The organism is Nocardia arizonensis (assembly GCF_001310275.1).
In the GTDB taxonomy this organism is placed as follows: Bacteria; Actinomycetota; Actinomycetes; order Mycobacteriales; family Mycobacteriaceae; genus Nocardia; species Nocardia arizonensis.
In genome coordinates, this window is record NZ_LGYZ01000027.1 from 1 (window position 1) to 26,997 (window position 26,997).

General features: G+C 66.4%; 20 protein-coding genes and 1 pseudogene. 15 read left to right on the plus strand and 6 right to left on the minus strand.

Annotation, left to right across the window (positions count from 1 at the left end):
• Nucleotides 1–295 (plus strand): annotated as a pseudogene (locus tag APZ21_RS34675) (esterase family protein); the annotation flags it as partial.
• Between the two features lie 12 nt (nt 296–307).
• On the opposite strand, the gene APZ21_RS03990 reads toward APZ21_RS34675, so the two are convergent.
• Nucleotides 308–1,489, minus strand: coding sequence for an FAS1-like dehydratase domain-containing protein (locus tag APZ21_RS03990; protein ID WP_054811846.1), 1,182 nt, complete (start codon nt 1,487–1,489; stop codon nt 308–310).
• A gap of 30 nt (nt 1,490–1,519) precedes the next feature.
• Nucleotides 1,520–2,740 (minus strand): PucR family transcriptional regulator, encoded by a 1,221-nt coding sequence (locus APZ21_RS03995; protein ID WP_054811847.1) that lies wholly within the window; start codon nt 2,738–2,740, stop codon nt 1,520–1,522.
• Nucleotides 2,741–3,152: 412 nt separating this feature from the next.
• Here APZ21_RS03995 and APZ21_RS04005 point away from each other — a divergent pair, with 412 nt between their 5' ends.
• Entirely contained in the window at nt 3,153–5,240 is a 2,088-nt protein-coding gene (locus APZ21_RS04005) for an AMP-binding protein (RefSeq protein ID WP_239476478.1), read from the plus strand.
• Between the two features lie 30 nt (nt 5,241–5,270).
• Here the strand turns inward: APZ21_RS04005 and APZ21_RS04010 are convergent, their stop codons facing one another.
• Both APZ21_RS04010 and APZ21_RS04015 read right to left on the minus strand, forming a co-directional pair.
• On the minus strand, nt 5,271–6,824 hold the full coding sequence (locus APZ21_RS04010) for a flavin-containing monooxygenase (protein ID WP_082392849.1): 1,554 nt from the start codon (nt 6,822–6,824) through the stop codon (nt 5,271–5,273).
• 105 nt (nt 6,825–6,929) lie between these two features.
• Entirely contained in the window at nt 6,930–7,769 is an 840-nt protein-coding gene (locus APZ21_RS04015) for a PucR family transcriptional regulator (protein WP_054811849.1), read from the minus strand.
• Between the two features lie 273 nt (nt 7,770–8,042).
• Between APZ21_RS04015 and APZ21_RS04020 the strand changes: the two genes are divergently transcribed.
• The 5 genes from APZ21_RS04020 (at nt 8,043) to tatA (ending at nt 15,169) form a co-directional block, all read left to right on the plus strand.
• Nucleotides 8,043–8,741, plus strand: a complete 699-nt coding sequence (locus tag APZ21_RS04020) for a TetR/AcrR family transcriptional regulator (RefSeq protein WP_082392820.1) — start codon at nt 8,043–8,045, stop codon at nt 8,739–8,741.
• Nucleotides 8,742–8,879: 138 nt separating this feature from the next.
• Nucleotides 8,880–10,964, plus strand: a complete 2,085-nt coding sequence (locus APZ21_RS04025) for an AMP-binding protein (RefSeq protein WP_054811850.1) — start codon at nt 8,880–8,882, stop codon at nt 10,962–10,964.
• A 210-nt stretch (nt 10,965–11,174) separates the two neighbouring features.
• Nucleotides 11,175–12,062 (plus strand): lytic transglycosylase domain-containing protein, encoded by an 888-nt coding sequence (locus APZ21_RS04030; RefSeq protein ID WP_082392850.1) that lies wholly within the window; start codon nt 11,175–11,177, stop codon nt 12,060–12,062.
• An 847-nt stretch (nt 12,063–12,909) separates the two neighbouring features.
• Nucleotides 12,910–14,703 (plus strand): hydroxysqualene dehydroxylase, encoded by a 1,794-nt coding sequence (locus APZ21_RS04035; protein ID WP_054811852.1) that lies wholly within the window; start codon nt 12,910–12,912, stop codon nt 14,701–14,703.
• A 190-nt stretch (nt 14,704–14,893) separates the two neighbouring features.
• Nucleotides 14,894–15,169 (plus strand): Sec-independent protein translocase subunit TatA, encoded by a 276-nt coding sequence (tatA, locus tag APZ21_RS04040; RefSeq protein ID WP_082392822.1) that lies wholly within the window; start codon nt 14,894–14,896, stop codon nt 15,167–15,169.
• A gap of 130 nt (nt 15,170–15,299) precedes the next feature.
• On the opposite strand, the gene APZ21_RS04045 is transcribed toward tatA, so the two are convergent.
• Nucleotides 15,300–15,947 carry a TetR/AcrR family transcriptional regulator gene (locus tag APZ21_RS04045; RefSeq protein WP_054811853.1) on the minus strand — a complete coding sequence of 216 codons (648 nt, stop codon included), beginning with the start codon at nt 15,945–15,947 and terminating at the stop codon, nt 15,300–15,302.
• A 331-nt stretch (nt 15,948–16,278) separates the two neighbouring features.
• Entirely contained in the window at nt 16,279–17,079 is an 801-nt protein-coding gene (locus APZ21_RS04050) for a sigma 54 modulation/S30EA ribosomal C-terminal domain-containing protein (protein ID WP_054811854.1), read from the minus strand.
• Nucleotides 17,080–17,383: 304 nt separating this feature from the next.
• Between APZ21_RS04050 and APZ21_RS04055 the strand changes: the two genes are divergently transcribed.
• The 8 genes from APZ21_RS04055 to APZ21_RS04090 all read left to right on the plus strand — a co-directional run bounded on the left by APZ21_RS04055 (nt 17,384) and on the right by APZ21_RS04090 (nt 26,901).
• Complete coding sequence (locus APZ21_RS04055) at nt 17,384–17,713, plus strand: ArsR/SmtB family transcription factor (protein ID WP_054811855.1); 330 nt, start codon at nt 17,384–17,386, stop codon at nt 17,711–17,713.
• Between the two features lie 72 nt (nt 17,714–17,785).
• Nucleotides 17,786–19,633, plus strand: a complete 1,848-nt coding sequence (locus APZ21_RS04060) for a phosphoenolpyruvate carboxykinase (GTP) (protein WP_239476479.1) — start codon at nt 17,786–17,788, stop codon at nt 19,631–19,633.
• On the plus strand, nt 19,543–21,282 hold the full coding sequence (locus tag APZ21_RS04065) for a SulP family inorganic anion transporter (protein ID WP_054811856.1): 1,740 nt from the start codon (nt 19,543–19,545) through the stop codon (nt 21,280–21,282). The genes APZ21_RS04060 and APZ21_RS04065 overlap by 91 nt, the downstream gene beginning before the upstream one ends.
• Before the next feature lie 326 nt (nt 21,283–21,608).
• A complete protein-coding gene (locus APZ21_RS04070) occupies nt 21,609–23,192 on the plus strand; it encodes a PstS family phosphate ABC transporter substrate-binding protein (protein WP_054811857.1) in 1,584 nt (527 codons plus the stop codon).
• 1,446 nt (nt 23,193–24,638) lie between these two features.
• On the plus strand, nt 24,639–25,130 hold the full coding sequence (locus tag APZ21_RS04075) for a hypothetical protein (RefSeq protein ID WP_156370645.1): 492 nt from the start codon (nt 24,639–24,641) through the stop codon (nt 25,128–25,130).
• Between the two features lie 5 nt (nt 25,131–25,135).
• Nucleotides 25,136–25,447, plus strand: a complete 312-nt coding sequence (locus tag APZ21_RS04080; RefSeq protein WP_054811859.1) for a hypothetical protein — start codon at nt 25,136–25,138, stop codon at nt 25,445–25,447.
• Entirely contained in the window at nt 25,444–26,316 is an 873-nt protein-coding gene (locus APZ21_RS04085) for a hypothetical protein (RefSeq protein WP_054811860.1), read from the plus strand. The genes APZ21_RS04080 and APZ21_RS04085 overlap by 4 nt, the downstream gene beginning before the upstream one ends.
• Entirely contained in the window at nt 26,317–26,901 is a 585-nt protein-coding gene (locus tag APZ21_RS04090; RefSeq protein ID WP_054811861.1) for a hypothetical protein, read from the plus strand. It begins immediately after the preceding gene.
• The last annotated feature ends 96 nt before the right edge of the window (nt 26,902–26,997 follow it).

Here is a 26,997-nt window from a genome sequence, read left to right on the forward strand (position 1 = left end):
ACTCCGCGGCACCACCATCTACATCTCCACCGGCACCGGAATACCCGGCCGGTTCGACGCGCCCGACAGTCCCGGCATAGACGGCGATCCGAACAAGTGGGTCGACCGGCTCACGGTCGGCGGCGGCGTCGAGGCCGCCACCCTGTACTGTGTGCACACCTTCGGAGAACGCTTGGCGCAGTTGAACATTCCGGCGCGGGTGGTCATCCGCCCGACCGGAACCCACTCCTGGAAGTACTGGCAGGGCGACCTGCACGAGTCCTGGGAGATGATCGGCCCCGTGATCGGGGCGTAGGACCAGCGCAACCTAGCAGTCGTCGTCGAAGGGATTCGTGACGGGCGCGGCGTCGGCGGGGCCGTGTTCTTCCGCGCGCCGCACGATCGCGCCGAGGGATTCGTCGAACGGCGGGGTGTAGGAGACACCGTCCGCGCAGCCGCCGAGATGCGGTCCGGCGATGATGCCGACGAGGTCGGCGCCGTTCGCCGCGACCCACGGACCGCCGCTCGTCCCGTAGACGAAGCCCTCGCAGGTGAAAGACGCGTAGCCGTTCTCCGTCCCCGCGGGCCGGGTACACGAGGTCGGTGCGTCGAGCAGTCCGACGCCGTAGCCGGTCACCGTGACGATATCGCCGGGCCGTGGATTCGCGGCCAACCGCAGTCCGCCCCCGACCGCGCTCTCGATGGAGGTATTCGGCGCGCCCGCCACGGGCCGCACCCGCAGGATCGCGTAATCACGATCCACATCGTGGCTTTCGATCCACCGCGGATCGAGATAGACCTCGGTCACCCGCCACCGTCCCTTCGGATCCTCGCCCCGTTCGTATCCCGGCGAGAATCCGATGAGCGACCCGGTGCCGATCACACAGTGCGCGGCCGTGATCACCAGATCCCCCTCGCGACTGTGCAGAACAGCACCGGAACAGGTGTGCAGCGGACTGTCACCGAACATCACCGCCCCGACCCGCGGATCCGGCCCGCCGACCACGTGCGAACCGGGCACCTCGGACCACCCCGGCCCCGCCGCGGCCAGCGACGCGGAGGCCGACAACACGAGAATCCCGAACACACGGCGCATGTGGTCACGGTACGCCGCGTCATGGGTTTCATCCTCACATGGCGGCACGGACGCGGGCATCGGGGAGACGGACGGTGGCCTCGGCTCCGGCGAAGAGGCGGCGTGTCTGCCGATTCGCAATGTCTGATCGGTGTGCAGGACGGCCTCGGCCGAACACCCGGGAAGCAGTGTCGACAGGATCTCGCGGTGCGCGCCGACCAGTGCCGTGGAGACGAAGGTGGGTGGTGCGACCAGCCCCGGATAGCCGAATCGCGCCGCGGCCGTCGCGCTCCAGTGCACAGGATGGCGATTGTGTATCGCGGTGGCGTAGGACCGTATTCGTTCCTCGGTGACCTCCAGTCGACCGGTCGCGCGGAATCGGCAGCCGACCAGCGCGCGGAACTGGTCGACCCGATGTGTCGTCGCTGAGCACATCCTCGCTCCTGACTGCCGCTGAGTTCACGACTACCCGGCGTTCGCCGTCCGATCGTTGGGTACCGCCTGATCCTTGCGCTGGGAGCGCCGGTAGGCGTGGGCGATGAGCGCGCACTGGAGGTAGAACAGACCCGACTGTTTGGCGGGGTCGTAGCCGGTGAGTTCCTGAATGCGGCGCAACCGGTAGTCGACGGTGTTGCGGTGCAGGTTCAACATCCGCGCGGTGTCCTGGCGCCGGAGATTGTTCCGTATGTAGAGCAGCAGGGTCTGGAGCAGACCCGGATGCTCCTCGAGCGGATCGATGGCCGCGGCCAGCCGGTTCATCGCCGGGCCGGGGCGGGTCAGCTGGTATTCCAGTGCCAGATCACCGAATTCGTAGAGTCCGGGTTGCAGGTGCAGACGCTGCGCCACGTCGAGCAGCTCGTGCGCGCCGTCGGCGATCTGGCGGATCTGGGTGCGCGAACCGTAGAGCACGGCGGCGGTCAGGGGCACCCGCGCGGCCCGCGACAGGTCGGCGATGAGTCCGCTGAGCGTGTCACGGGTGGCGTCGGTGGCGGGGACCAGCACGGTGCCGCCGTGCACGCCGAGCACCGACAGCGTGGACAGCCCGCGATGGTCGTTGAGGCCGCGCTGCACGCGTTCGAGCGTGGCCCGCGCCGCATCTTCCGCGCCGGGGTCGAGTGCGTCGCCGGTCCGCGGAATGGACACGGCCAGTACGGCGTAGGCATCCGCGACCGGCGCTCCGTGCGGCATGTCCTGGCCGTCGCCCGCCAGCGCCGAGGCGAGTCGGTGCAGCGGCGTGCGCAGGTGGCCAACCCGGCCGCCGACGTCCTGGATATAGGCGACCGACACGGCGGCCGTGAGTCTTTCGCGCACCTGGAGGAAGCGTTTGACCACGGTGGCCATGCGGTGCGGGTCGCGGGTCGCGGTGGAGGCCACGACCCGGTCGAATGCCTGATCACTGGCGGTGCGTACCGCCCGGTGCATGGCGTCGATCGAAACTCCCTGGCGCGACCAGGCTTTCGTGATCCGGCGGACCTGCTCGAGTTGGGCGTTGATGGCCGCCTCGGGCAGGACGGCCCGGTTGATGGTCTCGGTCAGCAGCTGCGCGCAGATGCGGGCGAGAGCCGGGTCCTCGCACCGCATCGCGTCGCCGGGGCGTGCGCCGATCTGTGCCGCGTCGGGGTGCGGGCCCGCGGTGGTCGGGCGTGCGAGGGTCATCGAATCGTTGATCTTGGCGATGGCGGACATCGGTGGTGCTCCATTCGACTCACGGATCAGCCGAGGCCAGACGGAATGGCTGTAACAATGCATCAGTATACGGTGCATCGTACATCCGGCGCATCAGATTTGGATACATTGTTGCGCATCTCGAGGTGTCCGGGGAGGTGATGGCGCGGCGAATCATGACGCGAATGCGTCATCGCGATCACGGAGTCACCGCGCGACGGTCGGTGGCCGACGGCGCGGTCAATCATGCTGAGGTGTCCCGGATTCGCCGTCATGCCACTCGTCGGCGGCGGTGCGGACCGCACGCGGTGACCGTGCACTACCGTTGGCGGCCCCCGCCCTGTGTGCTCTCCAGCGACCGGGCGAATCCTCGAATGATCGGCGTGGCGCGGCGGTAGCGTTCGAGCCGGTCGGGTGGCAGCGGAGCCGCCCGATGGGAGTGTGGCTCATGGTTACCGAAATATTCGAAACCACCCACGACGTACCGGTCGGACGCCGCGCCGTGTGGGATGCCCTGGTGGACCCGCACACCTACGTGCGTCTGTTCGCCTATATCGGCGGATGCGAATTCCTGGAGAACGTCGACGGCCGCGCGGTGCTCATGTTCCGCATCGGCACCCCCGAAGCGGGCATCGCCGCGGTGTGTGTACACCTGATCACCGGGCGCCCGGAGACGAATCTCGAACTGTACTGCCCGGATCTGGGCAGTCTTGCCGCGATCCGGCTGCGCCCGCACGAGGACGGCACCCGCGTCACAGTGACGGTCTATGCCCCGGCGCGGGTGCATCCCGTCGTCGCGGCGGCGCAGAACGCCGATGTGATCGACTGGGTGCGAACCGGACTCGACAAGGTCGCGCAACGCTGCCGCGCCGCGCCGACCTCGATGCTCAGTGTCAGTGTCGGCACGCCGGTGCGCCGTCAGGTCCAGGTGGCCAGGCAGATGATCTCGACCGGCATCGTGAATCCGATTCGCCCCGACCACGGCCTCAAACAGCTGGCGGCACTGGCGAAATGGGGACTCAGCCTCGCCGGCGGCTACGCGACCTCCGCGGCCTGCACCCCCGACCGGATCGCGGTGATCGACGCGCACGGCTCCCGCACCTTCGCCGAGATGCACCGCCGCACCGACGCGCTGGCCTGTGCGCTGAACGCGAACGGACTCGACGCGCAGGCCGCGGCCGGCGTACTCGCTCGCAATCACGGCGGGCTGATCGAGATCATGGCGGGTGCGGGCAAGGCGGGATTGGATCTCGTACTGCTCAATGCCGGACTGTCCGCGCGCCAACTCGAGGACCTCGCCCAGCGCGAGCGGCTCTCGGCGCTGTTCGTCGACGCCGAATTCGATCCGCTGGTGCGGTATCTGGCACACGGCATGCGGCGTTACGGCACCGTGGACGCGTCCGTGCCGGACCGCGAGACGATCGATGACCTGGTCGCGAGCGCACCGAAGGCGGTGCCGCGACGGCGACGCACCGGCAAGCTCGTGGTGCTCACCTCGGGTACCAGCGGGCGGCCCAAGGGCGCGCGCCGTCCTGATCCGAAGGGCCTCGATCCCGTCGCGGCGGTGCTCTCGCGCATCCCGCTGCGCATGGAGGAGACCATCCTCATCGCCTCCCCGCTGTTCCACACCTGGGGTCTGGGGATGTTGCAACTGAGCACCGCGCTGCGGGCGACGGTGGTGCTCCAGGAGCGCTTCGACGCCGAGGGGTGTCTGCGCCTGATCGCCCGACACCGGGTGCGGACGCTGGTCGTGGTGCCGACCATGGTGCAGCGCATCCTCGATCTGCCCGACGTGGTGCGCGCCCGCTACGACCTGTCGAGCCTGGAAGTGGTCGCCTGCGGCGGCGCTCCGCTGTCGAGCACCGCCGTGTTGCGCTTCACCGAGGTCTTCGGCGAAATCCTCTACAACGTCTACGGTTCCACCGAGGTGTCGTGGGCGACCGTCGCGACCCCGGAGGATCTGCGGACCTCACCGGGCACCGTCGGCAGACCGCCCGCGGGCACCCGGGTCGCGGTACTCGGCGCGGATCTCCGGCCGGTTCCGGTCGGGACGACCGGCCGGATCTTCGTCGGCAATCACATGCTGTTCGACGGATACGTCAACGCGCGCCCGCCCGTCGAGTCCGACGGAATGCTCGACACCGGCGATATCGGCTATCTGGATGTAGCGGGGCGGTTGTTCATCGATGGCCGCGATGACGAGATGGTGATCTCCGGCGGCGAGAAGTTCTTCCCGCGTCCCGTGGAGGAGGCGCTGGAATATCTGCCGCAGGTGCGCGAGGCCGCGGTGGTCGGCGTCCCGGATCCCGACTTCGGGCAGCGACTGGCCGCCTTCGTGGTGAAAAGGGAAGGTACCGGCCTGGATTCGCAGATGGTGCGCGACTACATTCGCCATCGACTCGGCCGGGTCGCGGTGCCACGTGACGTTTCGTTCCTGGCGGCCCTGCCCCGCGGCGAGACGGGCAAGATCATCAAGCGATTCCTCGTCGCGCCCGAACACGGTGCGCCGCAGACCTCCTGACGGGGGCGCTCCGCGCCCCCGTGGCCGGTCTCAGTGTTCGCCGTCGCCCGCGACCGTCGCCGGTGCGGCCACCGGGTTCTCGACCCGTGGGCCGGGGGCGGGCGCGGTGCGGTAGAGGGTGGGATCGAGCCTGCGGGTGCGGCGGCGGTAGCTGCGCATGGATTCGGGCCAGTTGTTGGTGTTGGCCGGGCCGCGCGCGGTTCGGGCGATGTACCAGCTGTTGCAGCCGCCGGTGCTCCACACCGTGGTCGCCAGCTGATCCTGCACCTTCGCGTCGAACCGGTCGAGCACCTCGGGCCGCAGGTCGAGATACCCACCGCGGTGGCGCATCTGGTCGAGCGCGTCGATGATGTAATTCATCTGGCTCTCGAGCATGTGCACGATGGACCCGGAGCCGACATTGGTATTCGGCCCGTACATGAGGAAGAGATTCGGGAAGCCGGGCACCGAGAGTCCCAGGTAGGCGCGCGGGCGACGATCCCAGGCGGTCACCAGATCGGTTCCGTCGAGTCCGATCACCCGCATGGGCGCGACGAAATCGTGCGAGCGGAATCCGGTCGCCAGGATGATCGTGTCCACCGGATGCGAGCGGCCGTCCTCGGTGATCAGCGCACCGTCCTCGATACGGGTCACGGCGTCGGTGACCACGTGGGTATCGTCCCGGTTGAGGGTCTGGTAGTAGTCGTTCGAGGTCAGGATGCGGTTGCACCCGATTTCGTAATCCGGCGTGAGTCGCGCCCGCAGTCGCGGTTCGGCGACCTTGCGCAGATTCCACCGGCACCACAGCCGGATCGGGAACGACAGCAGCTTGCGACCGTAGCGCGATACCAGCATGGGATTGAGAACCATCTCGAACCACACGAACACCCCGGCGCGAGGGAGCTTGTGCAGCAGAGGGATTCGGAGATTGAGCCGCCGTCGCAGCCGCGGGTACTCGTGATCGGGCTTTGGGCTGATCCAGTGCGCCTGGCGCTGGAATATGGTCAGCGACCGCGCGCGCTCGGCCACATGCGGCACGAACTGGATCGCGCTGGCGCCGTTGCCGATCACCGCGACCGCGCGCCCGGTCAGATCGTGGTCGTGATCCCATCGCGCGGAATGGAACATGACGCCGGAGAACTCGTGCAGTCCCGGAATCGGCGGATACGACGGCACCGAGAGTTGACCGCAGGCGGTCACGAGCACGTCGGCGGTGAACACCGCGCCGCCGCGATCGGTCAGTACCCAATGCCGCTGATCCGCATCGTATTCGGCCGTGACGATTTCGGTGTCGAACCTGATCTGCGACAGCAGACCGTAGTGTTCGGCGCATTCGCGCAGATAGGCCAGGATCTCCGGCTGTTCGGCGAAGCGACGCGACCAATCCGGCTTGGGGTGGAACGAGTACGAGTACAGATGCGACGGGGCATCGCACGCGGCGCCCGGATAGGTGTTGTCGCGCCAGACGCCGCCCACGTCGTCGCGCTTCTCGTAGATCCGCAGGTTGTCGTATCCGGCTCGAACGAGTCGGATCGCCAGACCCAGTCCACTGAATCCGCTGCCGATAATGGCGATCGACGGCTGTGTGCCGTTGTTGTTGCCCACTTCCACTCCTGTTGTGGCTGTCCCGCGTCGGTGCGGGAGTACGGTCTCCGCGCGTGCGAGGACGGACCCGGCGTTCGCGACGACGGGCCCGTGCGCGGGGACGTTCTATTCGGTGTCGGAGCTCCGGTAGGTCTGCGCCACCAGGGCCGACTGGAGGTACCACAGGCCATTGGGCCGATACGGGTCCAAGCCGGTGAGTTCCTTGACCCGGCGCAGCCGGTAATCGACGGTATTGCTGTGGATGTTGAGCGTTCGCGCGGTGCGCTGCCGGTTGAGATCGCTGTCGAGATAGCTGCGCAGCGTCTCGATCAGGTCGGGATGCGGTCGGATCGGGTCGAGCAGCGAATGCAGGTAATCGGTGATGTGATCGCGGCGGGTGGCCTGGTACTCCAGCGCCAGATCGCCGAGTCGGTACAGTGCGGGCTCGTAGCGCAGCCGCTGCACGACGTCGAGCAGTTCGTGCGCGAGATCGGTGGCGTGCGGTATGCCCAGGAAGGTGGCCGAGACCGCGGTGACGGTGACCGGCGCGCCCGCGGCCCGCGCCAGCTGTGCGACGAGGTCCCGCGGTATCCGGTCGCCGGATTCGCCCTCGGGAATGAGTACCGTGCCGCCGGTACCGCTGAGCAGCGGCAGCGCGCTGTTGTCGCAGAGCGTGCCGAGCGCGATCTCGACGCGGATCCGGCGTTCGTCGGCCAGTGCCGCCGCGGTCGACTCGGGCACCGTGCGCGGGCTGTTCGCCGTGATGGCCACCGCGAGGACCGAATAGTATTCCGCGATGGCGATACCGGCCGAGCGCGCGACCGCCGCCGGATTCATGCCGTCGATGAGCATCGAGCTCAGCGTGCGCGCCGCACCCTCGGGTTCGCCGAGCGCCGTGCGTAATTGGTGGACGTGCGCCGCGACATTGGCTGCCAGAGGCGACTGGCCGCCCGCGCGAGCAGCCATGTGCCGTATCCCCGAGGCGGGGGCGCGAGTGGCCGACGTCATGGCGTCGGGCGAGAACGCTTCACTTCGCAAGGTAGGCCCCTGTCCTGTGCGTGCCGACTGCGTCCGAAGGGCGATTGGCTCCGAATGCGGATTACCTCCGAATGCGGATTACCATAGCGTTGATGTAACAGAGCATCAATAGCCGGTTCACTGTTGTGAGCTAGTCGGGAGAGTCTTCCGGCAGGTCGATCCCTCTTTGACGCAATGAAACAATCTCGGTATCTTCGATGCATGGCCAGGGCTCGTGACGAACTCGATGAGAAGATCATGGATGCGGCCCTGGACCGAATCCTCCAGGTCGGTATTCGCCGCAGCAGTCTGGACGACATCGCGCGCCGTTCCGGCGTCAATCGTGTCACCATCTACCGCCGCTTCGCGGGGAAACAGAACCTCATCGAAGCGGTGCTCGAACGCGAGACCGAACGCATGCTGACCGAGGTCACCGAGATCGTCACCCGGACCGCGAGCGCCGAGGCCCAGATCGAGGAGACGGCGCTCTACGTCCTGCGCCGCACCCGGCTGCACGTCCTGGTCGCCCAACTGCTCGCGGTCGCGCCGGAGGAAGTGCTGACCTTCTTCACGGTGCGCGGCAGCGAGGTCGTCGCCACCGGCATCGATTTCATCGTCGGATTGCTGCGTCGGGCGCAGGAACTGGGTCTCATCGCCGCCTACGATCCCGTGCCCGTCGCGGAAATCATTGCCCGCCTGGCTCATTCGGTCATGCTGACACCGCAGGCCGGTGTCGACTTCGCCGACGAGGAGGCCGTGCGGCAGTTTCTGCGCGTGTCGATCGTCCCCATGGTCGAATACGGTATCGGCCCGCCTCCGGCCACGACGCCGAATCGCCCCAAGGGAACCTCTCGTTCGGGGTCCCGGGCCGCGCGCGGACGTCGTGGCGCGCAGACCCGCACCGCCGCCGGGTCGGCCTAGCCGCCACGTCCCGCACGTGGGACGATATCCGACCTCCCGCTCGAATGCGCTGTGCATCATCCAATCTCGTGCCGCACTCGGTACGGGTGGTCCGCCCCCCGATATGTAATGGCGCACCGGGTGCGAGGGAGTGGTCCTATGATTTCGGAAATCATCGAGGTCGTCGAGGAGTATCTGATTCCCCGGCACCTGATATGGGACGTGCTGGTCGATCCGCAGATGTATCCCAGGCTGTTCCGCGGCGTCGGCGCGTGCATGCAGGTGGGGCTCGTGGACGGCCATCCGATGCTGGACTTCCTGGTGGGCACGCCGTCGATCGGAATCGGATCGCTGCGAACGCATCTGACCATCGCGCGCAAATACGAAGCCTTCGACCTGCAATGTACGGATTCGGGAAGTCTGGTCTCGGTGCGCATCCGCGCCGACGGCGCCCGCACCAAGGTCGTGATCACCGTACTCGGCGCGGGCCGCGTGCACCCGTCCATCCAGCGGGCAGGCACCGGCGCGGTGCGGGGCTGGGTGCGCGAGGGTATGGAGCAGGTCGCGTCCTTGCTCTGGTGGGAGCCGACTTCGATCTCGACCGGTGACCGGCACGCCCGCGGTCCCCGACTACGCCCGATGCTCGCGCGTTACGTCGCCCGGTCACGCCCGGACATCGTGTTGCGCCAGTGGTTCGGGCTGTGCCGCGGCAGATTCGACGTGACCGCGAGCTACGCCGGACCCGCCGGACACGCGCCGCGCTACGTCGCGGCGATCGATGATTTCGGCAGTGTCGCCTATGCCGAACTGCACCAGCGCATCCAGTTGCTCGCCGGCGCGCTGGCGGATCTGGGAATCGAACGAAGCGGCGCGGTGGCGCTATTGGCGCGCAACCACATCGAGGCGGTGCAGGTCATCGGGGCGGTCGCCGCACTCGGAGCCGATCTGGTGCTCCTGAACTCGGGGATGTCGCCCGAGCATATCGCGGGCGTCGTCGCCCTGACCGGGGTCACGGTCCTGTTCGTCGATGGCGAACTCGAGATGATGGCCCGCGCGGTGGACCCGCGGATCACATTGTGCAGCACCGACGGCCGGTCGCTGTTCCCCGCGTGGCCGACGGTCGAGGCGCTCGTGCAGTCCGGCAGGCGCCGCCGCCGACGGCGCGCCGCGCATGCCGGCCGGGTGATCGTCTCGACCGCGGGCACCGCGGGATCGCCGCGCGCGGTGTGGGTTCCGCAGAGGCGGACCGCCCGGGGCTTCGAGGATCTGCTCTCGCGCGTGCCGCTGCGCGTCGACGAGGTGATGCTGCTCGCGGCCCCGCTCTCGCACGGGTGGGGGCTGGCCGCATTCCAAACCGCGGTCGCCCTCCGTGCGCGCGTGGTGCTCACCGACGACTTCGAGCCGGAGGACTGCCTGTGGTTGATCGCCACCCACCGGGTCGGTGTCCTGGTGGTGGTGCCGTCCATGGTGGCGCGATTGCTCGAACTCCCGCTGCCGGTGCTCACCCGCTACGACCTGTCCTGCCTGCGGGAGGTGCTCAGCTGCGGCGGCCCGCTGCCCGCCGAATCGGTTCAGCGGTTCGGCGACGTCTTCGGCGACATTCTCTACAACGTCTACGGCAGCGTCGAATCCGCGTGGATCTCGATCGCCGATCCGCGGGATCTGCGCGTGGCGCCCGGTACCGTCGGGCGGCCGCCGACCGGCACCGAGGTGGCGATACTCGGTCCTGACCTGCGGCCGGTGCCGATCGGGGCGGTGGGGCGGATCTTCGTGCGCAGCCGCATGATGTTCGGCGGTTATCTCGACGCCGAGGAGCCGCAGTCGGTGGTCGGCATGCTCGACACCGGCGATGTCGGTTATCTCGACGTCGCGGGTCGGCTGTTCGTGGCGGGCCGCGCCGCGGACTCGGTCGTCACCTCCGGCAAACGGGTGATGATCCGCCCGGTGGAGGAGGCGCTCGAGGCACTGCCGCAGGTGCGCGAGGCGGCGGTGATCGGGGTCACCGACACCGATCGCGGACAGCGGCTGGCCGCCTTCGTGGTGCCGTCGGAGGGTTCGGCGCTTGATTCGGACACCGTACGCGGATACCTGCGCGATCGACTCGGCACACTGTCGGTGCCGCAGGAGGTGCACTTCCGAGATACGCTGCCGCGCAGCGATATCGGCACCGTACTCAAACATCTGCTCGGCGGCGCGGTGCCGCGGCCGGGACCGGGCGACGGCATACCCCAGGAGATCCGGTGAGCGCCGCCGCGCTTGCGGCGGCGTGAACCTCGGCGTTTCCGGCCGGCCGGAACGCGCGGGCACGGCAACGCCCGTATTCGGTCCCGGTGGGCTCGCCGACCACTCCGCGAATCCGGTGATGCATTGTCACAGAGAATTCCGGCGCACCATATTCCCGGCGATAGTGTCGACGCGTCATGCCCGTTCGCGACCGTGGGAGGAGTCGGATTCGTGGGACGTCACCGTAAACATTCGGCTCGCACCGGATATCGCGGGTCCGTGATCGTCCTGACCGGACTCGTGCCCACCTGCCTACCCGCCTTCGGCGGTGATCTCGACGCCGAGATGCTCACCGCGGTCGACGCGGCCGCGCCGGCCGAACCGTCGCCCGTGGAATTCGCGACCATCCCGGTCGAGTTTCCCGTCGCGCCGCTGGAATCCCTGCGCGATGCCGTCCAACACGATCCCGAACCGCCGCCCGCCGAGCCCGCGCCTGTGCCCGTCGCCGCGCCGGTGGCCGCGGCCGACGCGCCGACCTGGCGTCATCCGGTCGCGGCGACGGGCCCGGGCGTGGTTTCGGTGCCCGCGGCGGCGGTCGCGGCCTACCGCAACGCGGCCGACATCCTCGCCGACGAACAGCCGGGCTGCCATCTGACCTGGACGCTGCTCGGCGGTATCGGCCGTATCGAATCCGATCACGCCTTCGGGGGCGCGGTGGACGAATCCGGTACCACGACAAAGCCGATCTACGGGCCCTCCCTGGACGGCAGCACCGCGGGCAACGCGGTGATCGCCGATACCGACGACGGCGCCGTGGACGGCCTCGCCGACCACGATCGCGCGGTCGGTCCCATGCAATTCATTCCCGGAACCTGGCGGCACTACGCCGCCGACGGAAACGGCAACGGAATCGCCGACGCCAACAATCTTTTCGATGCCGCGCTCGGCGCCGGGCGATATCTGTGCGACGGCGGACTCGATATGGCCGACGGCGATCAACGCACGCGAGCGATACTGCGCTACAACAACTCGATGGCCTACGTCATGAATGTCATGGCGTGGGAGGAGGCGTACCGGACCGGGAGCACCCCGCAACGGTCCGAACTTCCGCCCATCTGACCGGACGCCGTTCGCCGTCGCAGCGGGCGGCCGACTGCCCGACCACCGGCGTCGAGAATCGGATGGAGCTGTTGCGCCGGCATGCGCGGTACATCGCATTCGAATGGAAGGACCGGGTGACGCGGATGCGGGGTCTTGTGATGATGCCGTACCGAACGGTTCGGTCGATGATGCGGTGCACAGCATCGTTCGAAATCATTTCTGTAACAACGCGATATCAGTAGAGTAAGAAAGGTGACGCCAATTTCCGCGGTCGGCGTCACTTCTCGCTCGGCGGTTGCCGAACCATTAACCAGGGCTCCGGTCGGGGCCGCCGAGCGAGGTCCTGCGGACCGTAACACGGTAGTTTTCGTGGTGTTCGACTCCGAGGATTCGATCGGAGGAATTCCGAAATATTCGCGGCAGCGTCATGTATTTCGTCGACTCGACCCTATCGGGCGGGCTGTCGGAAATCGACACGACCTTATCGCGACTTTCGTTTCCCCGCGATGCTCTCGTCTCGGCGTCGAATGATCCACGGCGCACCGAAGATCGCACGACCCGGTGGCCTCGCCACCGGGTCCTTCTGCGTTCCATGGGTCCGACCGGCGCTTTCGGGGTCCGCGCACCCCGCCGTGCGCGCGCTCGCGCGAGAGCCGCCCGCGCTCGGCAAGTGCCGGGTGCGGTGACACATTCGCGGGCTCGGCGAGTGCTCGAATCGTCGTTCCTGTGAGGAGATCCCGCGCATTCACGGGTTGCTTGTAACAAAGCACCAGTTCTCGATTCACCGTTGACCGTGAGCGACGAATCCGGATACATTGTTGCGCATCCTGACCGGAGGCATTGAAGTCGATGAGGACGTGATCCTATGGCCGAATCCGAAGTCTCTCGCCGTAGCGTGATGAAAGGCGCGGCAGCGGGCTCGATCGCCCTTGCTGCCGCGACCGCGACAAATAGCGGGCTCGTTGGCCTGACCCGTGCCGACGCGGCCGTGACCAAGAACAAGGTCGCGATTCTCGGTGGCGGTATCGCGGGCATGACCGCCGCCCACGAGTTGATCGAGCGCGGTTACGACGTCACGATCTACGAGAGGAAGGCGTGGGGAGGTAAGGCCCGCAGTATCGATACACCCACGGCCGGCACCGGCGGCCGCAAGCCGCTGCCCGGTGAGCACGGATTCCGGTTCTTCCCCGGTTACTACTACGCCGTCCCGGACACCATGAAGCGGATTCCTTTCCCTGGGAACCCGAACGGTGTCGTGGACAATCTGACCTCCGCGCTGACCCTGACCGCGGCACAGGACGCGCCCGACATCACCCTGCCCTTCGCGCTCGACTTCGATGCGATCGGCCTCGCCCTGAACCCGCAGAAGGTCATCAAGACCCTGCTCGGCGGTCTGACCTGGATCCCGCGTCTGCCGATCCCGGACCTGTTGCTGTTGGTCCGCCGTCTGCTCGTGTTCTTCACCAGCTGCGACGAGCGCCGTCTCGGTCAGTGGGAGAAGTTGTCTTTCAAAGACTTCGCGCTCATGGACCAGGGCCCGGCGTCCTACGCCGTGATCATCTCCACGGTGACCAGGACCCTGGTCGCAGCCAAGGAGCACAAGGCCAGCACGCGTACCATCTGCAACCAGGCCGAAGCGTTCCTGCTGTCCATCATCAACCGCGGTAACCCGGACGCGCCGTTCCCGGACAACGTGCTCAACGGCCCGACCAACGAGCGGTGGATCAACCCGTGGGTCGCCTACCTCACCAGCAAGGGCGTCAAGATGGAGCTGGGCACCTCCATCACCAAGATCAATGTCGCCGACGGCAAGGTCGCGTCGGCCGACGCCAAGGACGCGAGCGGCGCCGACAAGAAGATCGAAGCCGACTGGTTCGTGATGGCGTTCTCGCCCGAGGTCGCCGCGAAGTTCGTCACGCCCGAGATGATCGCGCTCGATCCGCGCTTCGACAACATCCGCAAGCTGGAAGTCGACTGGATGAACGGAATCCAGTTCTTCCTCAAGTCGGAGGACAGGATCGGTGCGGGCCACCTCGGCTTCATCGACTCCCCGTGGCGTCTGACCGGCATCCAGCAGAACCAGTTCTGGAAGACGAAGGTCAAGGACGGCTACGGCGACGGCCAGGTCAAGGACATCCTCTCGCTGTGCATCTCCGACTGGGACGCGCCCGGTCAGAAGATCAAGAAGCCCGCCAAGAAGTGCTCGCCGCAGGAGATCGCCGAGGAGGTCTGGGATCAGGTCACCCGCACCCAGCGTGGTGAGCCCCAGCTCGCCCGTCTCGGCAACGAGGATCTGCACTCGTGGTTCCTGGATCCGGCCATCCACTGGGATCCGGCCGCCGGGATGAACACCAACGAAGAGCCGCTGTTGATCAACACCGCGAATTCCTGGGATAACCGCGGTGTCTCCAAGACCCAGATCCCCAACTTCATGCTGGCGGGCGACTACCTCCAGAGCGAAGTCGACCTGGCGACCATGGAAGGCGCGTGTGAGGGCGGCCGCAACGCCGCCAACGCCATCCTGGAAGCCTCCGGCTCGGACGCGACCAAAGCCAAGCTCTGGAAGCACGGGACGCTGCGGGAGTTCAACGGCGCCCGCGAACTCGACAAGATCCGCTACCGCGCGGGTCTGAAGAACGTGCTCGACATCAACCAGTAGGTCGGGCATTCGATCCCCGCTCGGCGGCGGTCCGACCCACGGTGCGTCTTCCACACCCAGGACCGCCGTACTGCCCGAGCGGCCCTGATCCGGGCGCCATCACCCATCCAGCCCGGATCGGGAACCGGATGGCCCGGAGGTAACACTCCGGGCCATCCGTTCATCAACGATTCAGACAAGGAGGTGCACCGTGGGAACGTTGAGCGTCACACACTGGCTGATCATTCTCGGGGTGGTCGTCATCCTGTTCGGTGCCAAGCGGATGCCGGACGCGGCCCGCGGGCTCGGCAGGTCCATGCGGATCTTCAAGAGCGAGATCCGCGAGATGCACGGCGAGGACGCGCCCGCCGCCGCGGCCCCGGCCCCGGCGCCGTCGGCCACGCGTGCGGTACGGGATCCGCTGAGCGAGACCCGCGCCGCGGATCCCGCGCCGCGGCAGAATCATTCGGTGCCGAGCGGAACCTGAGTTGTGTTGTCGCCGAATGCTTTCGCATCGGCCCCACGGTCGTCTTCGCCGGCCGTGGGGCCGTCGCGATTTCGGCGCGGCGGCATTCGGGAGCGGAAACTCGAAACGCCGATGGTTCGCCGCACGGCGGTCAACGGGGGCGGGTGGGGGGAGTGCAGTTCCCGCCGGGGGTATTCCGCGGCTTGTGCGGTCCGAGTCCGTGCTTCACCAACGGGACGATCGCTGTGCGTATGAACAATCGCATGCGTTCGGAATCGGTGAAATCGACACCGCCGCTCGGCGTCAAGAGCAATGAATGCGCCAGCCGGGCGATCAGTTCGGCGACCGGTCGTGGATCGTATCGATCGATGAGCCCGAGTTCCTGGGCGTGACACAACATTCCGGCGATGTAGTCGATGCCGAGGGTCACGCGCTGTTGACCCCGCACGGTGAAGTAGGTCAGCGATTCCTCGGGCACCACGTGCAGCAATTGGGTCACCAGACGGTGCATCCGCGTCTGATCCAGCACGTGCAGCATGGTCTTCTCGATCTGCTCGTCGACATCGTGCGTGGTGGTGGCGATGGCGGTGGCCTCGGCGAGCATGCGCCTGGTCTCGCGCACCAGCAGCGCCTCGATCAGACCCTCCTTCGCGGAGAACCGGTCGTGCAGACTCGGCCGGTCGATTCCACTGTCGCGGGCGATGTCGTCCATCGAGCTCTGCCGAATACCGACGCGAAGAAACCGCTCCAGAGCGGCATCGAGAATTGCGTCCTCGGGTCCGTCGAATCCGGCGGTCATGAATCGAACATACGAATCCGTTCTCAGCGTGTCAACAACGGCGTGGGACACAGTGTCCCGCGCATCCGAGGACGCCCGGTAGACACATTCACCAATTCTGTCGAATATCGCACGCCGCGTAATTCCTTCTGGTTGGATGCCTTCTGTCTCCGGTCGATTTATCGCGCATGTCGAAGTTGCCGACGAGTAGCGCGATCACTCGCAAGTCGTTGCGGACGGTTGTCGACGGCGGCGGATGGGCCACATCGCCGCATGGCGCGAGGGAAAAAGCTTCGTGGCCAAGGTGATTCGGGTCGATGAGTGTTCGGCCCCGCGGGCGATTCGAACGGCGTCAACGCGATTGTGCCGCGCCGATGCGGCTGACGGTAGCGACCGGTTCGATGAGCGTGAGGTCGGCGTCGTAGCGCCGATACAGCAGGCGGCCGCGTCCGGAGGCGGGGTCGGTATAGAACAGGAACGGCAGTCCGTGTTCGCGTACCTGCTCGGCGGCGCGGGTTTCGGTCAACGACGGCGCGGGCCGGGGATCGGGCACGAGTGCCCGGGAGCTATCGTCGGACGGGGCGTGAACAGTCGGCGGACCGGGGTTGCGCTGCCGGGTGAGGCGAAGCCCCCAGGGTCCGCCGCGGTAGACCACGGTGTCCTCGCCGGTGTCGGCGTCGATGAACAGGTGCGCGTCGTAGTCCATGGCGTCCATCACCTCCGCGGCGGCCCGCGCGCTGATCCGCGCGGGCGTGACGCTTTTGCGTCGGACCAGTTGTCCGGGCCCCGGACGGTCGATGGGCGCCCGGGTCGGGTCCGGCCACGGTCGCGGCCGCCACGGCGCGCGCATCGCTTCGATCTGTAGTTGCAGTCGGACGACCACGGGCAGCGCGTCACCGGGGCCACCGGTCTCGGTCTGGACGCGCGCCGGTCGACCGCCGATGGTCAGATTCACCTGGATCACCGAGGAGCGGGCGCCCGTGTTCGGAACGGCGACCCGCAACCTGGCGCCGCCCGTGATGTTACGGCGTTCCAGAAGTCTGCCGACGGCACCGGCGAACCGTTCCCGTTCGAGGATCGGCACTCGATCACCGGCGAAGACGACCACGTCGGGAAACGACGTCGACGACCACACCTGTGCTGCCCGCGCCATTACGGCCTCCCACTGGTCCCACTCGGCCGGACCGTCACTCGGCGGCCGGGCGCGGTGCCCGTCGGCCCGAACAACGCGCCCGGTCGAGGATCTTGATGCGCAATTCAATTATTGCAATGTTTCGCAAACAGTAGAATAGAGGCTGTCTCCGGCGTCCACGCGGTGGGCCGGGCACTGTCGATCGGCGCCACGCGATGCGCCGTCGCTCCCGGGGCCCCCGGGCCACGGCGGTACTTGACGTTTTGCTAAACTATGCAAATAGCGGGCGGATGCTCGCGCGTCAGCGGAAGGATGTGGGTCGGACATGCCGGGATCGAGCAGGCCGCTGTATCAGATGAAGGCCGATTTCTTCAAAACGCTCGGCCATCCCGTGCGTGTGCGGGCCTTGGAGTTGCTCAGCCGCCGCGAGTACGCGGTCTCGGAGATGCTGGTCGAGATCGACGTGGAGGCGGCGAGCTTGTCGCAGCAGTTGTCGGTGCTGCGCAGAGCCGGGTTGGTCACCGCCCGCCGAGAGGGTCTGTCGGTGATCTACGCGCTCACCTCCCCGGACGTGGCCGATCTCATGGCGACCGCCCGCGCGATCCTCACCGGAGTGGTCGCCGGACAGGCCGAGGCTCTGGAGCAGCCCGCCTAGCGGTCGGCGCGCTCGTGGAGCGTGTCCGCGGCCATTGATTGCATATTTTATAAACTAACTATCTTATGTTTTATGAAGAAGGGAATCGCCGTGATCGACCAACCGATGACCACCGACGTGCTGCCGCCGACCGAGCACAAGGGTGTTCTGACGTGGGTGGCCGAGGTGGCCGAGTTGACCGCGCCGGATCGGATCGTCTTCTGTGACGGCACCCGGTCCGAGTGGGACCGGTTGACCGAATTGTTGGTCGGCAAGGGCACGTTCGTGCCGCTGGAGGCCAAGCCGAACTCGTTCTGGTGCCGCTCGGATCCCGACGATGTGGCGCGGGTGGAGGACCGCACGTTCATCTGCACCGACGACCCCGCCGATGCGGGTCCCACCAACAACTGGGTCGACCCCGTCGACATGCGCACGGTGATGACCGAGCACTACCGGGCCGCGATGGCGGGTCGGACGATGTACGTGATCGCGTTCTGCATGGGCCCGCTCGACGCCGATGACCCGAAATTCGGAGTGCAGATCACCGATTCGGAATACGTGGCGGTGTCGATGCAGATCATGACCCGCTGCGGGACGCCGGTGTGGCAGACCCTCACCGAGGGCACCGATTTCGTGAAATGCCTGCACTCGGTCGGCGCGCCGCTGTCACCGGGGCAGGCGGACGTGCCGTGGCCCTGTGACCGGACCAAATACATCGCCCATTTCCCGCGACAGCGCGAGATCTGGAGCTACGGCTCCGGCTACGGCGGTAACGCCCTATTGGGCAAGAAGTGTTTCGCGTTGCGGATCGCCTCGGTGCTCGGCCGTGAACAGGGGTGGCTGGCCGAGCACATGCTGATCCTGAAACTCACCTCCCCCCGAGGCGCCACGCACTACATCGCGGCGGCGTTCCCGTCCTCGTGCGGCAAGACCAATCTGGCGATGCTCGAACCCGGTCTGCCCGGCTGGACCGCCGAGACCGTCGGCGACGACATCGCCTGGCTGCGTTTCGGCGCCGACGGCCGACTCTACGCGGTGAACCCGGAGACCGGATTCTTCGGAGTCGCACCCGGAACCGGCGCGACGACGAATCCGAACGCGATCGCCACCATCGAGGCGGGGAACTCGATCTTCACCAACACCGCCCGCACACCCGACGGCGACGTCTGGTGGGAGGGCTTGACCGCCACCGCGCCCGATCATCTCATCGACTGGCACGGCGAGGACTGGACCCCCGACTCGGCGACCCCCGCGGCGCACCCCAATTCGCGCTACTGCACCCCCATCGAGCAGTGCCCGTCGGTCGCGCCGCAATGGAACGACCCCTCCGGCGTGCCGCTGTCGGCCATCTTCTTCGGCGGGCGCCGCAAGACGACGGTCCCGCTGGTCACGCAGACCTTCGACTGGGAACACGGGGTATTCACCGCCTCGGTGCTGTCCTCGGAGACCACCGCCGCGGCCACCGGCGAAATAGGCGTGGTGCGGCGCGATCCGATGGCGATGCGCCCGTTCCTCGGCTATCACCTGGGCGACTACCTGAGGCACTGGCTCGAGCTCGGCGCCGCCGCCGACCCCGCCGCACTGCCGAAGATATTCCAGGTCAACTGGTTCCGTCGCGGCAGCGACGGAACATACCTGTGGCCCGGATTCGGCGAGAACATCCGCGTTCTCGACTGGGCGCTACGACGACTCGACGGCGACGCCGACGCGGTCGAGACACCGATCGGCTACGTCCCCACCGCCGACGCGCTCGACCTGTCCGGGCTCGACGCGCCGGCTCGGGCACTGGTGGAGCGGGCGCTCGACGTCGACATCGACGAATGGCGCGCCGAGACCACCGCGGTCGAGCAATGGTATGCCCACATCGGCGACGACCGGCTGCCCGACCAACTACGCGAACAGCTGGCCGCACTGAAACTACGTCTGGACCAGGTCAAGTGAGCGCTCTCGCGCTCCTGCCACGCTGGTCGGACTGGCGGCAGGCGGTCCGCGCCCCCGGCGCCGATCTGATGTCGGGACTGGTCGTCGCGTTGGTGGCGCTCCCGCTGGCGCTGGGCTTCGGAATCTCCTCCGGACTGGGAGCCGCGGCCGGGCTGGCCACCGCGATCGTCGCCGGCGTGATCGCGGCCGTCTTCGGCGGCTCCCGCTTCCAGGTGTCGGGGCCGACCGGCGCGATGACCGTCGTACTGGTTCCCATCGTCGCCCGCCACGGTGCGGGCGGGGTGCTCACCGTGGGATTGATGGCCGGACTCGTCCTGACGGTTCTCGCCCTCGCCGGGGTCGGCCGGGCCGTACGCTACATACCGGCGCCGGTCATCGAGGGCTTCACGGCGGGCATCGCCGTCGTCATCGCGCTCCAACAATTCCCGGCCGCGCTCGGAATCGCCCATGCAGAGGGCGAGAAGGTGTGGCAATCGGCGTTCGACGCGGTCGGCCAATTCGTGTCCCACCCCCATCCGGCCGCCGTGTTGACCGCGCTGGCGGTGGCCGCGATCGTGCTCGCGGGCGGCCGATGGCTGCCGAAACTTCCCGTCGCGCTCATCGCCGTCGCCGCCGCCACGGTCGTCGCGCGAGCATGCGGCGCGGATCTCATGTCGATCGGGACGATCCCGTCCGGATTACCTTCTCCCACTATCGGATTCGTGCACTTCGACCAGCTCGGGTCGTTGGTCGCGCCCGCGCTCGCGGTCGCGGCGCTCGCCGCCCTGGAATCATTGCTGTCGGCCACCGCCGCCGACGCGATGGCGGTTGGCACTCGCCACGATCCCGACCGCGAACTGTTCGGCCAGGGTCTGGCCAATATCGCCGCACCCCTGTTCGGTGGCGTACCCGCCACCGGCGCCATCGCGCGCACCGCGGTCAACGTCCGCTCCGGCGCCCGCACCAGACTCGCCGCACTCACCCACGCAGTCATCCTCACCGCCATCATCTACCTGGCCGCACCCCTGGTCGCCCACATCCCCTTGGCCGCGTTGGCGGGAGTGCTGCTCGCCACCACCGTGCGCATGGTCGAAACCGCCTCGCTCACCGCCATCGCCCGCGCCTCCCGCGGCGACACCCTCATCATGATCACCACCTTCGCGGTCACCGTAGCCCTCGACCTCGTCACCGCGGTCGCGGTCGGCATCGGCTTCGCGGCACTGCTGGCACTACGCGCCGTCGCGAAAGAAGCGCGCCTGCACCAGGTCCCACTCGACGACAGCGACCACGTCACCGAAGAACACCACCTGCTCCACGACCACATCGTCGCCTACCGCATCGACGGTCCCCTGTTCTTCGCCGCCGCCCACCGCTTCCTCCTCGAACTCGCCGAAGTCGCCGACGTCCACGTCGTCATCCTGCGTATGTCCCACATCACCGCACTCGACACCACCGGCGCACTGGTGCTCAAGGACGCTATAACCAAACTCCAAAACCGCCACATCACCGTGCTCATGTCAGGACTACGCCCCGACCATCACCGAACACTCGCCGCACTCGGCGCCCTTCCCGACGGCGCGGACAATGCCCTGTTCGACCACACCCCCGACGCCATCGCCCACGCCCGCAACCACCTACCCGCCCCGGCCCACACGGGCGTATCCGACTGACACTCACGCGGGCCGCCGGAACGCCGCCGTGGCGGCTGATGTCGCTCCGCGGATATTCGCCGCCGGAGCGGCGGGACAATCCGACGGGTCGGTTGTGAACGAACCGACCGGGTAGCAAAAATGTTTGTGCTGCAGGAATATTCGTCGCTACCGAAACTGGACGGCCGCTTGTCGGTGAATCCCTTCCATGGTCGTGCGCGAGTGTGATCGTGAGGTCGATGAACAGCCGGCCAACACTTGTTGTCGGGTGGCATTTCACGAGTGGCGTTCCTGCACAATCTGATTCGACTCGAATCGAATCGAATCGCAGGGGAGGGTATGCGGCTATGGAACTCGAGGCCATCATCGGCATTATCGGTTTGGTACTCGCCCTTCTCGGTGTCATCGTCCCGGTGTGTGCTGCGGTGTGGGAGTTCGGAATTTCCGGACGCAAACGGTTGGGGTATCGCGTCCAGATGGACACCCCGCTGACCGGCGAGGTGCAGTCCGGGCACGCGCAGGTGTTCGAGAATCTCACATTGCCCGCCGGGACCGACGTGGCCGACCTGTCGATCGTGCTGTTGCGCATCCACAATCACGGTGTCACCGATATCGTGGAGTCCGATTACCTGGTCAACGCCGATAATCCGACCGGAGTGCGAGTGCGCCTTCCGGGGCGCAGAGTGCTCGGTGTCGCGGTCACCGAACTGCGTGGCACGCTCAGTCTCAACCTCGAACAGCCGCGCAACGGAGACCCACGCATTCGGATGTTCGATGACGAGGCGGCGGGCGTGGGAATCATCGACCTGCCGAGGGTGCCGCTGAAACGTCACGGCCACTACAAGATTCTGGCCGTCCTGCGAAGCTGGGATTCCGGCGGCTCCCGCTTCCACCGGTATGTGTCCGCGCCCGCGGAGGTGCATACCGCCATCGAGGGTGGCACCGTGACCAAGACCGAGGCACATACCGAATGGTCCAATCGTGTGCTGACCCTGCTCGCGTTCTTGGTAGTGGTCATCGTGGGTCTCGGCGTCACCACCACCGTGACCATCCTTCAGAGCCCGGATTCGGCTCCGCTGGACTGCGCGTCCGGCAATCTGACGCTCACCGGCTCGACGGCATTCTCGGCGGTCATGAAGGACGCCGCCGAGTCGTACCGCAAGACTTGTCCGGGAGCACAATTCGCTTTCGATTTCGACAGCACCGATTCCGGACTGCAGAAGTTGAACGAGACCGGGAAACGTGAGCAGCGAAGTCCCGCCATGGTGGCGATCACCGACGGACTCAAGCCGGACAAGTATCCGGAGTTGCTGGCCCAGCCCATCGCCCTGGCCCTGTTCACGTTCGTGGTCAACAAGAAGGCGGGAGTGTCGGACCTCTCACTGAAGCAGATCCAGGATCTCTACGACGGAAAGATTGCCACCTGGAAAGAGATTGGCGGTAACGATGTGCCAGTGCGATTGGTCGGCCGCTACACGGATTCGGGAACCCGGCAGGCATTCCAGCAGCGGATTCTGGCAGACCCCCATTGGGAATCCGATTCCAATTCCCGCAATTGTGAAACGATCGAAAACGGCACGGCTGGCATTCCGCACTGTTCACAGCCCTCCACCGAAGCCATGTTGAATACAGTCGCGAGAATCGATGGTGCGATCGGTTACAGCGAATTCGGTTCGGCCTCGAAGAACGACGACGTGGTGCTCGTGCACATCGACGGTCACAAGGCCACGCGGGAGGACGCGGTCCATCGCGCCTACCCATTCTGGGGCACCGAGTACGCCTACACCTATCAGGAACCGAAAGCGGATTCGCTGGTCGCGAGCTTCCTGCGCTACCTGGCCAAAGAGGTCGGCAAGGACGTCATCCGCTCACACGGCAACCTCGCGTGCGCCGACCTGGAGAATCCGGTGCTCTGCCGTCCGCCGTCGTGAACACCCCCTCTTGGAGAATCGTCGTTCGATATCGCCACCGCCGGGCTCATCCCTGCGGGCGGATGGTGTGGCACTAGTGCGCTACCGGCTCGGCTCATTCCGCACCCGGGGAGTACCGCCTTGGGCATCTGACCGCGTTTGAACAGGTGGTTCGACAATTCAGCGTCCGGTGGGTGACCTTGTTCGAGAGTGCCGCGGCGCGGGCGGCGTCGGCGGTGATATGTCGTTGTCGCAGTTCGTCATGCACGCGTGGGTAGGCGTAGCCTTCGTCAGCGATCAATGTGGTGAGCGGGTGGCGGTGGCCGCCCACCGCCCACGCGAGGCCGGACCCGTTCGAGCAGCACGGGCAGCATCAGATGGTAGTTGACGTTGGCCGCCGAGAGCGTGATCGAGAATAGTAGTGGACCGAGAGGGCGTATGCAGCCTTCGCAATTCGAGGTGAAGAACGTTCAAGACAACGCCAGCGTATGCAATTATCGTCCACCGTGTAATTCTCGTCGGAGTGGGTAGCGGGCAAGGACTGCCTTTGAATAGGGTTCCGCCCGTTCGGGAAGCAAGGAAACCACGTATGACTCTTATATCGCGAATGGCGATCGGTGCAGCCGCTGCTTTGAGCGTTCTTACTCTCGGCGTCGTAGCAGCACCATCTTCGATGGCAGGCACTTGGTCGGCCGGCGTCTATTCGGACCCTGAATGCGAGCGTCTGAAGAACGATTACTACAACCGCGGATACTAGGCTGAGTGCTTGTGGTATCCCCCGCTTCAGCCCGGCTTTTCGGAGCTGTGGGCGAGCAACCACGGTCCGTAAGATATCGGTGCTGTGCACCGCAGCGCCGAGTTGGTCGCGGTGGCGAGCTACGCCGCGTTCGACCGCGTTACCGAGGTTTTGCGGATATGCCGGCGATCCGCGACCTGGGTAGCGTTCGGTGCTTCGGCCGCGACGCCGGGATGGGTGCGTAGCCGGTCCGCGAGGGGCTGCATTCACGCCTCTGATGATCCTCTGGCACCGACTTGGTGGGTGCCGGACGTGCGCGTCGTGCAGGTCTGCGGTTGACAGGGCCGTCGGCTCCAGAAATAGTGATCGCAGAGGGCATGACGAAGCGGGGGGATTCGATAGTGGCTAACGCGCGGGGCAAGGTCGACGCCCATACGGCGGGTTGAGGGGCGTTCGTGCCAACCAGCGGACACTTCAATCACTACGACGATCCTGACGAGTTCTGGGACGACGAGCCTTTGAGACCGTCTCACCATGACGGCGCTGCCCGACGGTCGTCGTTCTCGGTCGATGCCGGACATCACACAGCCGAGCCGTTGGGAGGCCGGGACAGCGAGGGCGCCCCCGCAGAGGTCGAGCGCCGGCGTGTGGGGTCGCGGCATGTCGTCATCGAGTTGGACCGGGGGTTTCTTCCGATTCACGTCGAGTTCGACACGGGCTGGAAGCGGTACGTGCAGCCGTATGAGGTCGGTTCGGAGTTGATGCGGGCCTACGAGGGTGCGGTGTCTAGGCGGATGGACGCGTTGTTCGCCACCGATCGCGTCCCGTCCCCGTGGGAGGTGTCGGACACCGCGGTGCCGGACCTTCACACGGTCCTCGCCGTGTTGTTGGAAACCACGTCGTGGGAGCAGTTCACGACGGTGTCGAGCCGGATCGTTGCCGGCGAGGACTACGAAGTCCACGGCACCACGGTGTTCCGGGGTGTCCCCGCGGTCACGGTGCGCGCGAACAGGGACTACCTCACCGCGATCACGGTTCAGCCGTCGTGGACGCAGTCGATCGACCCGCACCGGGTGGCAGACGAACTCCTTCGGTGTGCGGGCGAGGTACGTGATCTACGCCCGAATTTCACTGTCAGCGGGGACTATTCGCGCTTCTCCGAGGCCGATCTCGAGTTCCGATTGGATCGGCATCGGCAACGTCTTCTCGAGGAAAGGGCCTGATCAGGATGTCGGATAAGGTAGCGGTCTCGCTAGACCTGATGCAGCACGCGGTAACGAAGTGGGACCAGGCGGCCGCGCACTTCGACCGGGCGGCAGCCACCGCGTTCGGACTCACCATCAGTGAGAACGAGGCGGGCACGTTCGCGCTGGCTCTGAACAAGTACAAACCCGCGCCGGGCTACTTCGTCGACAGGTTGCGGGAAGGTCGGACGGTGTTCACCGACATCGCGCGGGCCTTGCAGTACGCCCATGACACCTACCAGGCCGAGGACGAGGCCGGGGCCCACGTCATCAGGAACCAAGAAGGCGAGATTTGACCAGCCGCGAGGAATTGGAGAAACAGATCACCGCGATCCGCTCCAGCCAGAGCGAGATCGGGAACCTTCCGGCCAAGGTCCAGGAATGGCACGGCAAACTCGTCGCCCTGATCCGCGCTAACGGCGCTGCGGGAGCGGCTTCGGGGAGTATCGCCGGCCCGTTCCTCGCCGAACGACATGTCGACCTGGTGTGGGAGAACCGGGACAAGATCAACGACGCGCTCGGTGAGACGTGGGACAAGCTGGCCGAGATGGAACCGGGGTTGAATGTGCCCGTGACCTTCATCGATTACGCGGCGCAGTGGCGCGGGGTGAAGAACGATATCGACCGAGCGTTCACAGCGATCTCCGAAACCATTCTCTACACCGAATGGCAGGGCGACGCCTCGAACCGCTACCGCGACATCCACGGTCGCCAGAGCGCGGCGTGCACCTCGCTCGGCGCGGCGGCCGAACAGATCGCCGGCAGCCTCGAATCGATCTCCAAAGCCGAGTTGACCCTCTACACCGACCTGGCCACCAAGGCCCAGGACCTGATCACGACCGTCACTGGTCTCACCGGTTCCTACATCTCCTCGGCCTTCAACTTCCCGATGGGATACCTTACCGCGTCCTCGAACCTCGCCAGTGCGGTGCAGGCGTCGAGAACGTTCATCCTGGGCATCGCGAAGTCGGTCGCGGACAACGCGTTGACGAACATGGTCGAGGGCAACAAGATCTACGACACTCTGGCCGCTCAAAAAGGTCTGCCCGCCAACCAGTGGCCCCCGGGGGTGGTGGACAGTTACGGCTCCGGCTACCAGGGAATCCACACCGCTATCGGCGATGCCTCGGTCACCGACGGCGACGGCTCGGATTGGAAGTTGTAGATGCACAGGCTGTATGCGACCACGACCAGCAGTATCGCGGCCTACGTCGCGGCGTCGGCGATACTGGTCGGTTGTTCCACGGTGAAGCAGCCCGATCCCGCGGTCGGTCTGGGATCACAGGTGACCGTCGCCGATGTCTGTGAGTCGCTGACCGGTTTCTTCGTCGGTGAGCTAGGGGCGGTAGACCTGCGCTCCGCCCCGGTGCTCAGTCCGGAGGTGACCGTGGTCTACCGAGGCGAATGCACACTGGTTAACACCGGTGACGGCTTGGCCACGGGAAAGTATCTGGTGCGCCACGCTCCCGACGATCCCGATCCGACCGGAAATCTCAGAGGGTACGAGAAGACCGTGGTCGACGGCAGGGAAATTTGGATCTGGGACTGGCGCAAGAACCCCTGGTACTCCATCGAGCAGGTCCTACTGGCCATCCGCACCGGGGTCTGGAACGCCACCTTGGAGATTGACGTCCAATACACCCGAACTGCCGATGGCGACCTTGAAATGACCGACGAGAATCTGCGGAGAGCTGTCGCATTTCTCATCGACTACACCGCGGAACTGACCCGCCAGCTACCCGAGAAGTAGCCCTCGACCTGCGCAATAACGAGAGCTACCCCAGAACGGTCGATGCTGTCGGCAGCACGTTGACTGGCGTGCCCTTGACACTTCCCGCGTATGCGG

What these genes read in the sequence shown, in the direction of transcription:
- APZ21_RS03990 (WP_054811846.1), bottom strand. Translation starts at nt 1,489, where the DNA reads ATGTGCTCAGCGACGACACATCGGGTCGACCAGTTCCGCGCGCTGGTC.
- APZ21_RS03995 (WP_054811847.1), bottom strand. Translation starts at nt 2,740, where the DNA reads ATGTCCGCCATCGCCAAGATCAACGATTCGATGACCCTCGCACGCCCG.
- APZ21_RS04005 (WP_239476478.1), top strand. Translation starts at nt 3,153, where the DNA reads ATGGGAGTGTGGCTCATGGTTACCGAAATATTCGAAACCACCCACGAC.
- APZ21_RS04015 (WP_054811849.1), bottom strand. Translation starts at nt 7,769, where the DNA reads ATGGCTGCTCGCGCGGGCGGCCAGTCGCCTCTGGCAGCCAATGTCGCG.
- APZ21_RS04020 (WP_082392820.1), top strand. Translation starts at nt 8,043, where the DNA reads ATGGCCAGGGCTCGTGACGAACTCGATGAGAAGATCATGGATGCGGCC.
- APZ21_RS04025 (WP_054811850.1), top strand. Translation starts at nt 8,880, where the DNA reads ATGATTTCGGAAATCATCGAGGTCGTCGAGGAGTATCTGATTCCCCGG.
- APZ21_RS04035 (WP_054811852.1), top strand. Translation starts at nt 12,910, where the DNA reads ATGGCCGAATCCGAAGTCTCTCGCCGTAGCGTGATGAAAGGCGCGGCA.
- APZ21_RS04045 (WP_054811853.1), bottom strand. Translation starts at nt 15,947, where the DNA reads ATGACCGCCGGATTCGACGGACCCGAGGACGCAATTCTCGATGCCGCT.
- APZ21_RS04050 (WP_054811854.1), bottom strand. Translation starts at nt 17,079, where the DNA reads ATGGCGCGGGCAGCACAGGTGTGGTCGTCGACGTCGTTTCCCGACGTG.
- APZ21_RS04055 (WP_054811855.1), top strand. Translation starts at nt 17,384, where the DNA reads ATGCCGGGATCGAGCAGGCCGCTGTATCAGATGAAGGCCGATTTCTTC.
- APZ21_RS04060 (WP_239476479.1), top strand. Translation starts at nt 17,786, where the DNA reads ATGAAGAAGGGAATCGCCGTGATCGACCAACCGATGACCACCGACGTG.
- APZ21_RS04065 (WP_054811856.1), top strand. Translation starts at nt 19,543, where the DNA reads ATGGTATGCCCACATCGGCGACGACCGGCTGCCCGACCAACTACGCGA.
- APZ21_RS04070 (WP_054811857.1), top strand. Translation starts at nt 21,609, where the DNA reads ATGGAACTCGAGGCCATCATCGGCATTATCGGTTTGGTACTCGCCCTT.
- APZ21_RS04080 (WP_054811859.1), top strand. Translation starts at nt 25,136, where the DNA reads ATGTCGGATAAGGTAGCGGTCTCGCTAGACCTGATGCAGCACGCGGTA.
- APZ21_RS04090 (WP_054811861.1), top strand. Translation starts at nt 26,317, where the DNA reads ATGCACAGGCTGTATGCGACCACGACCAGCAGTATCGCGGCCTACGTC.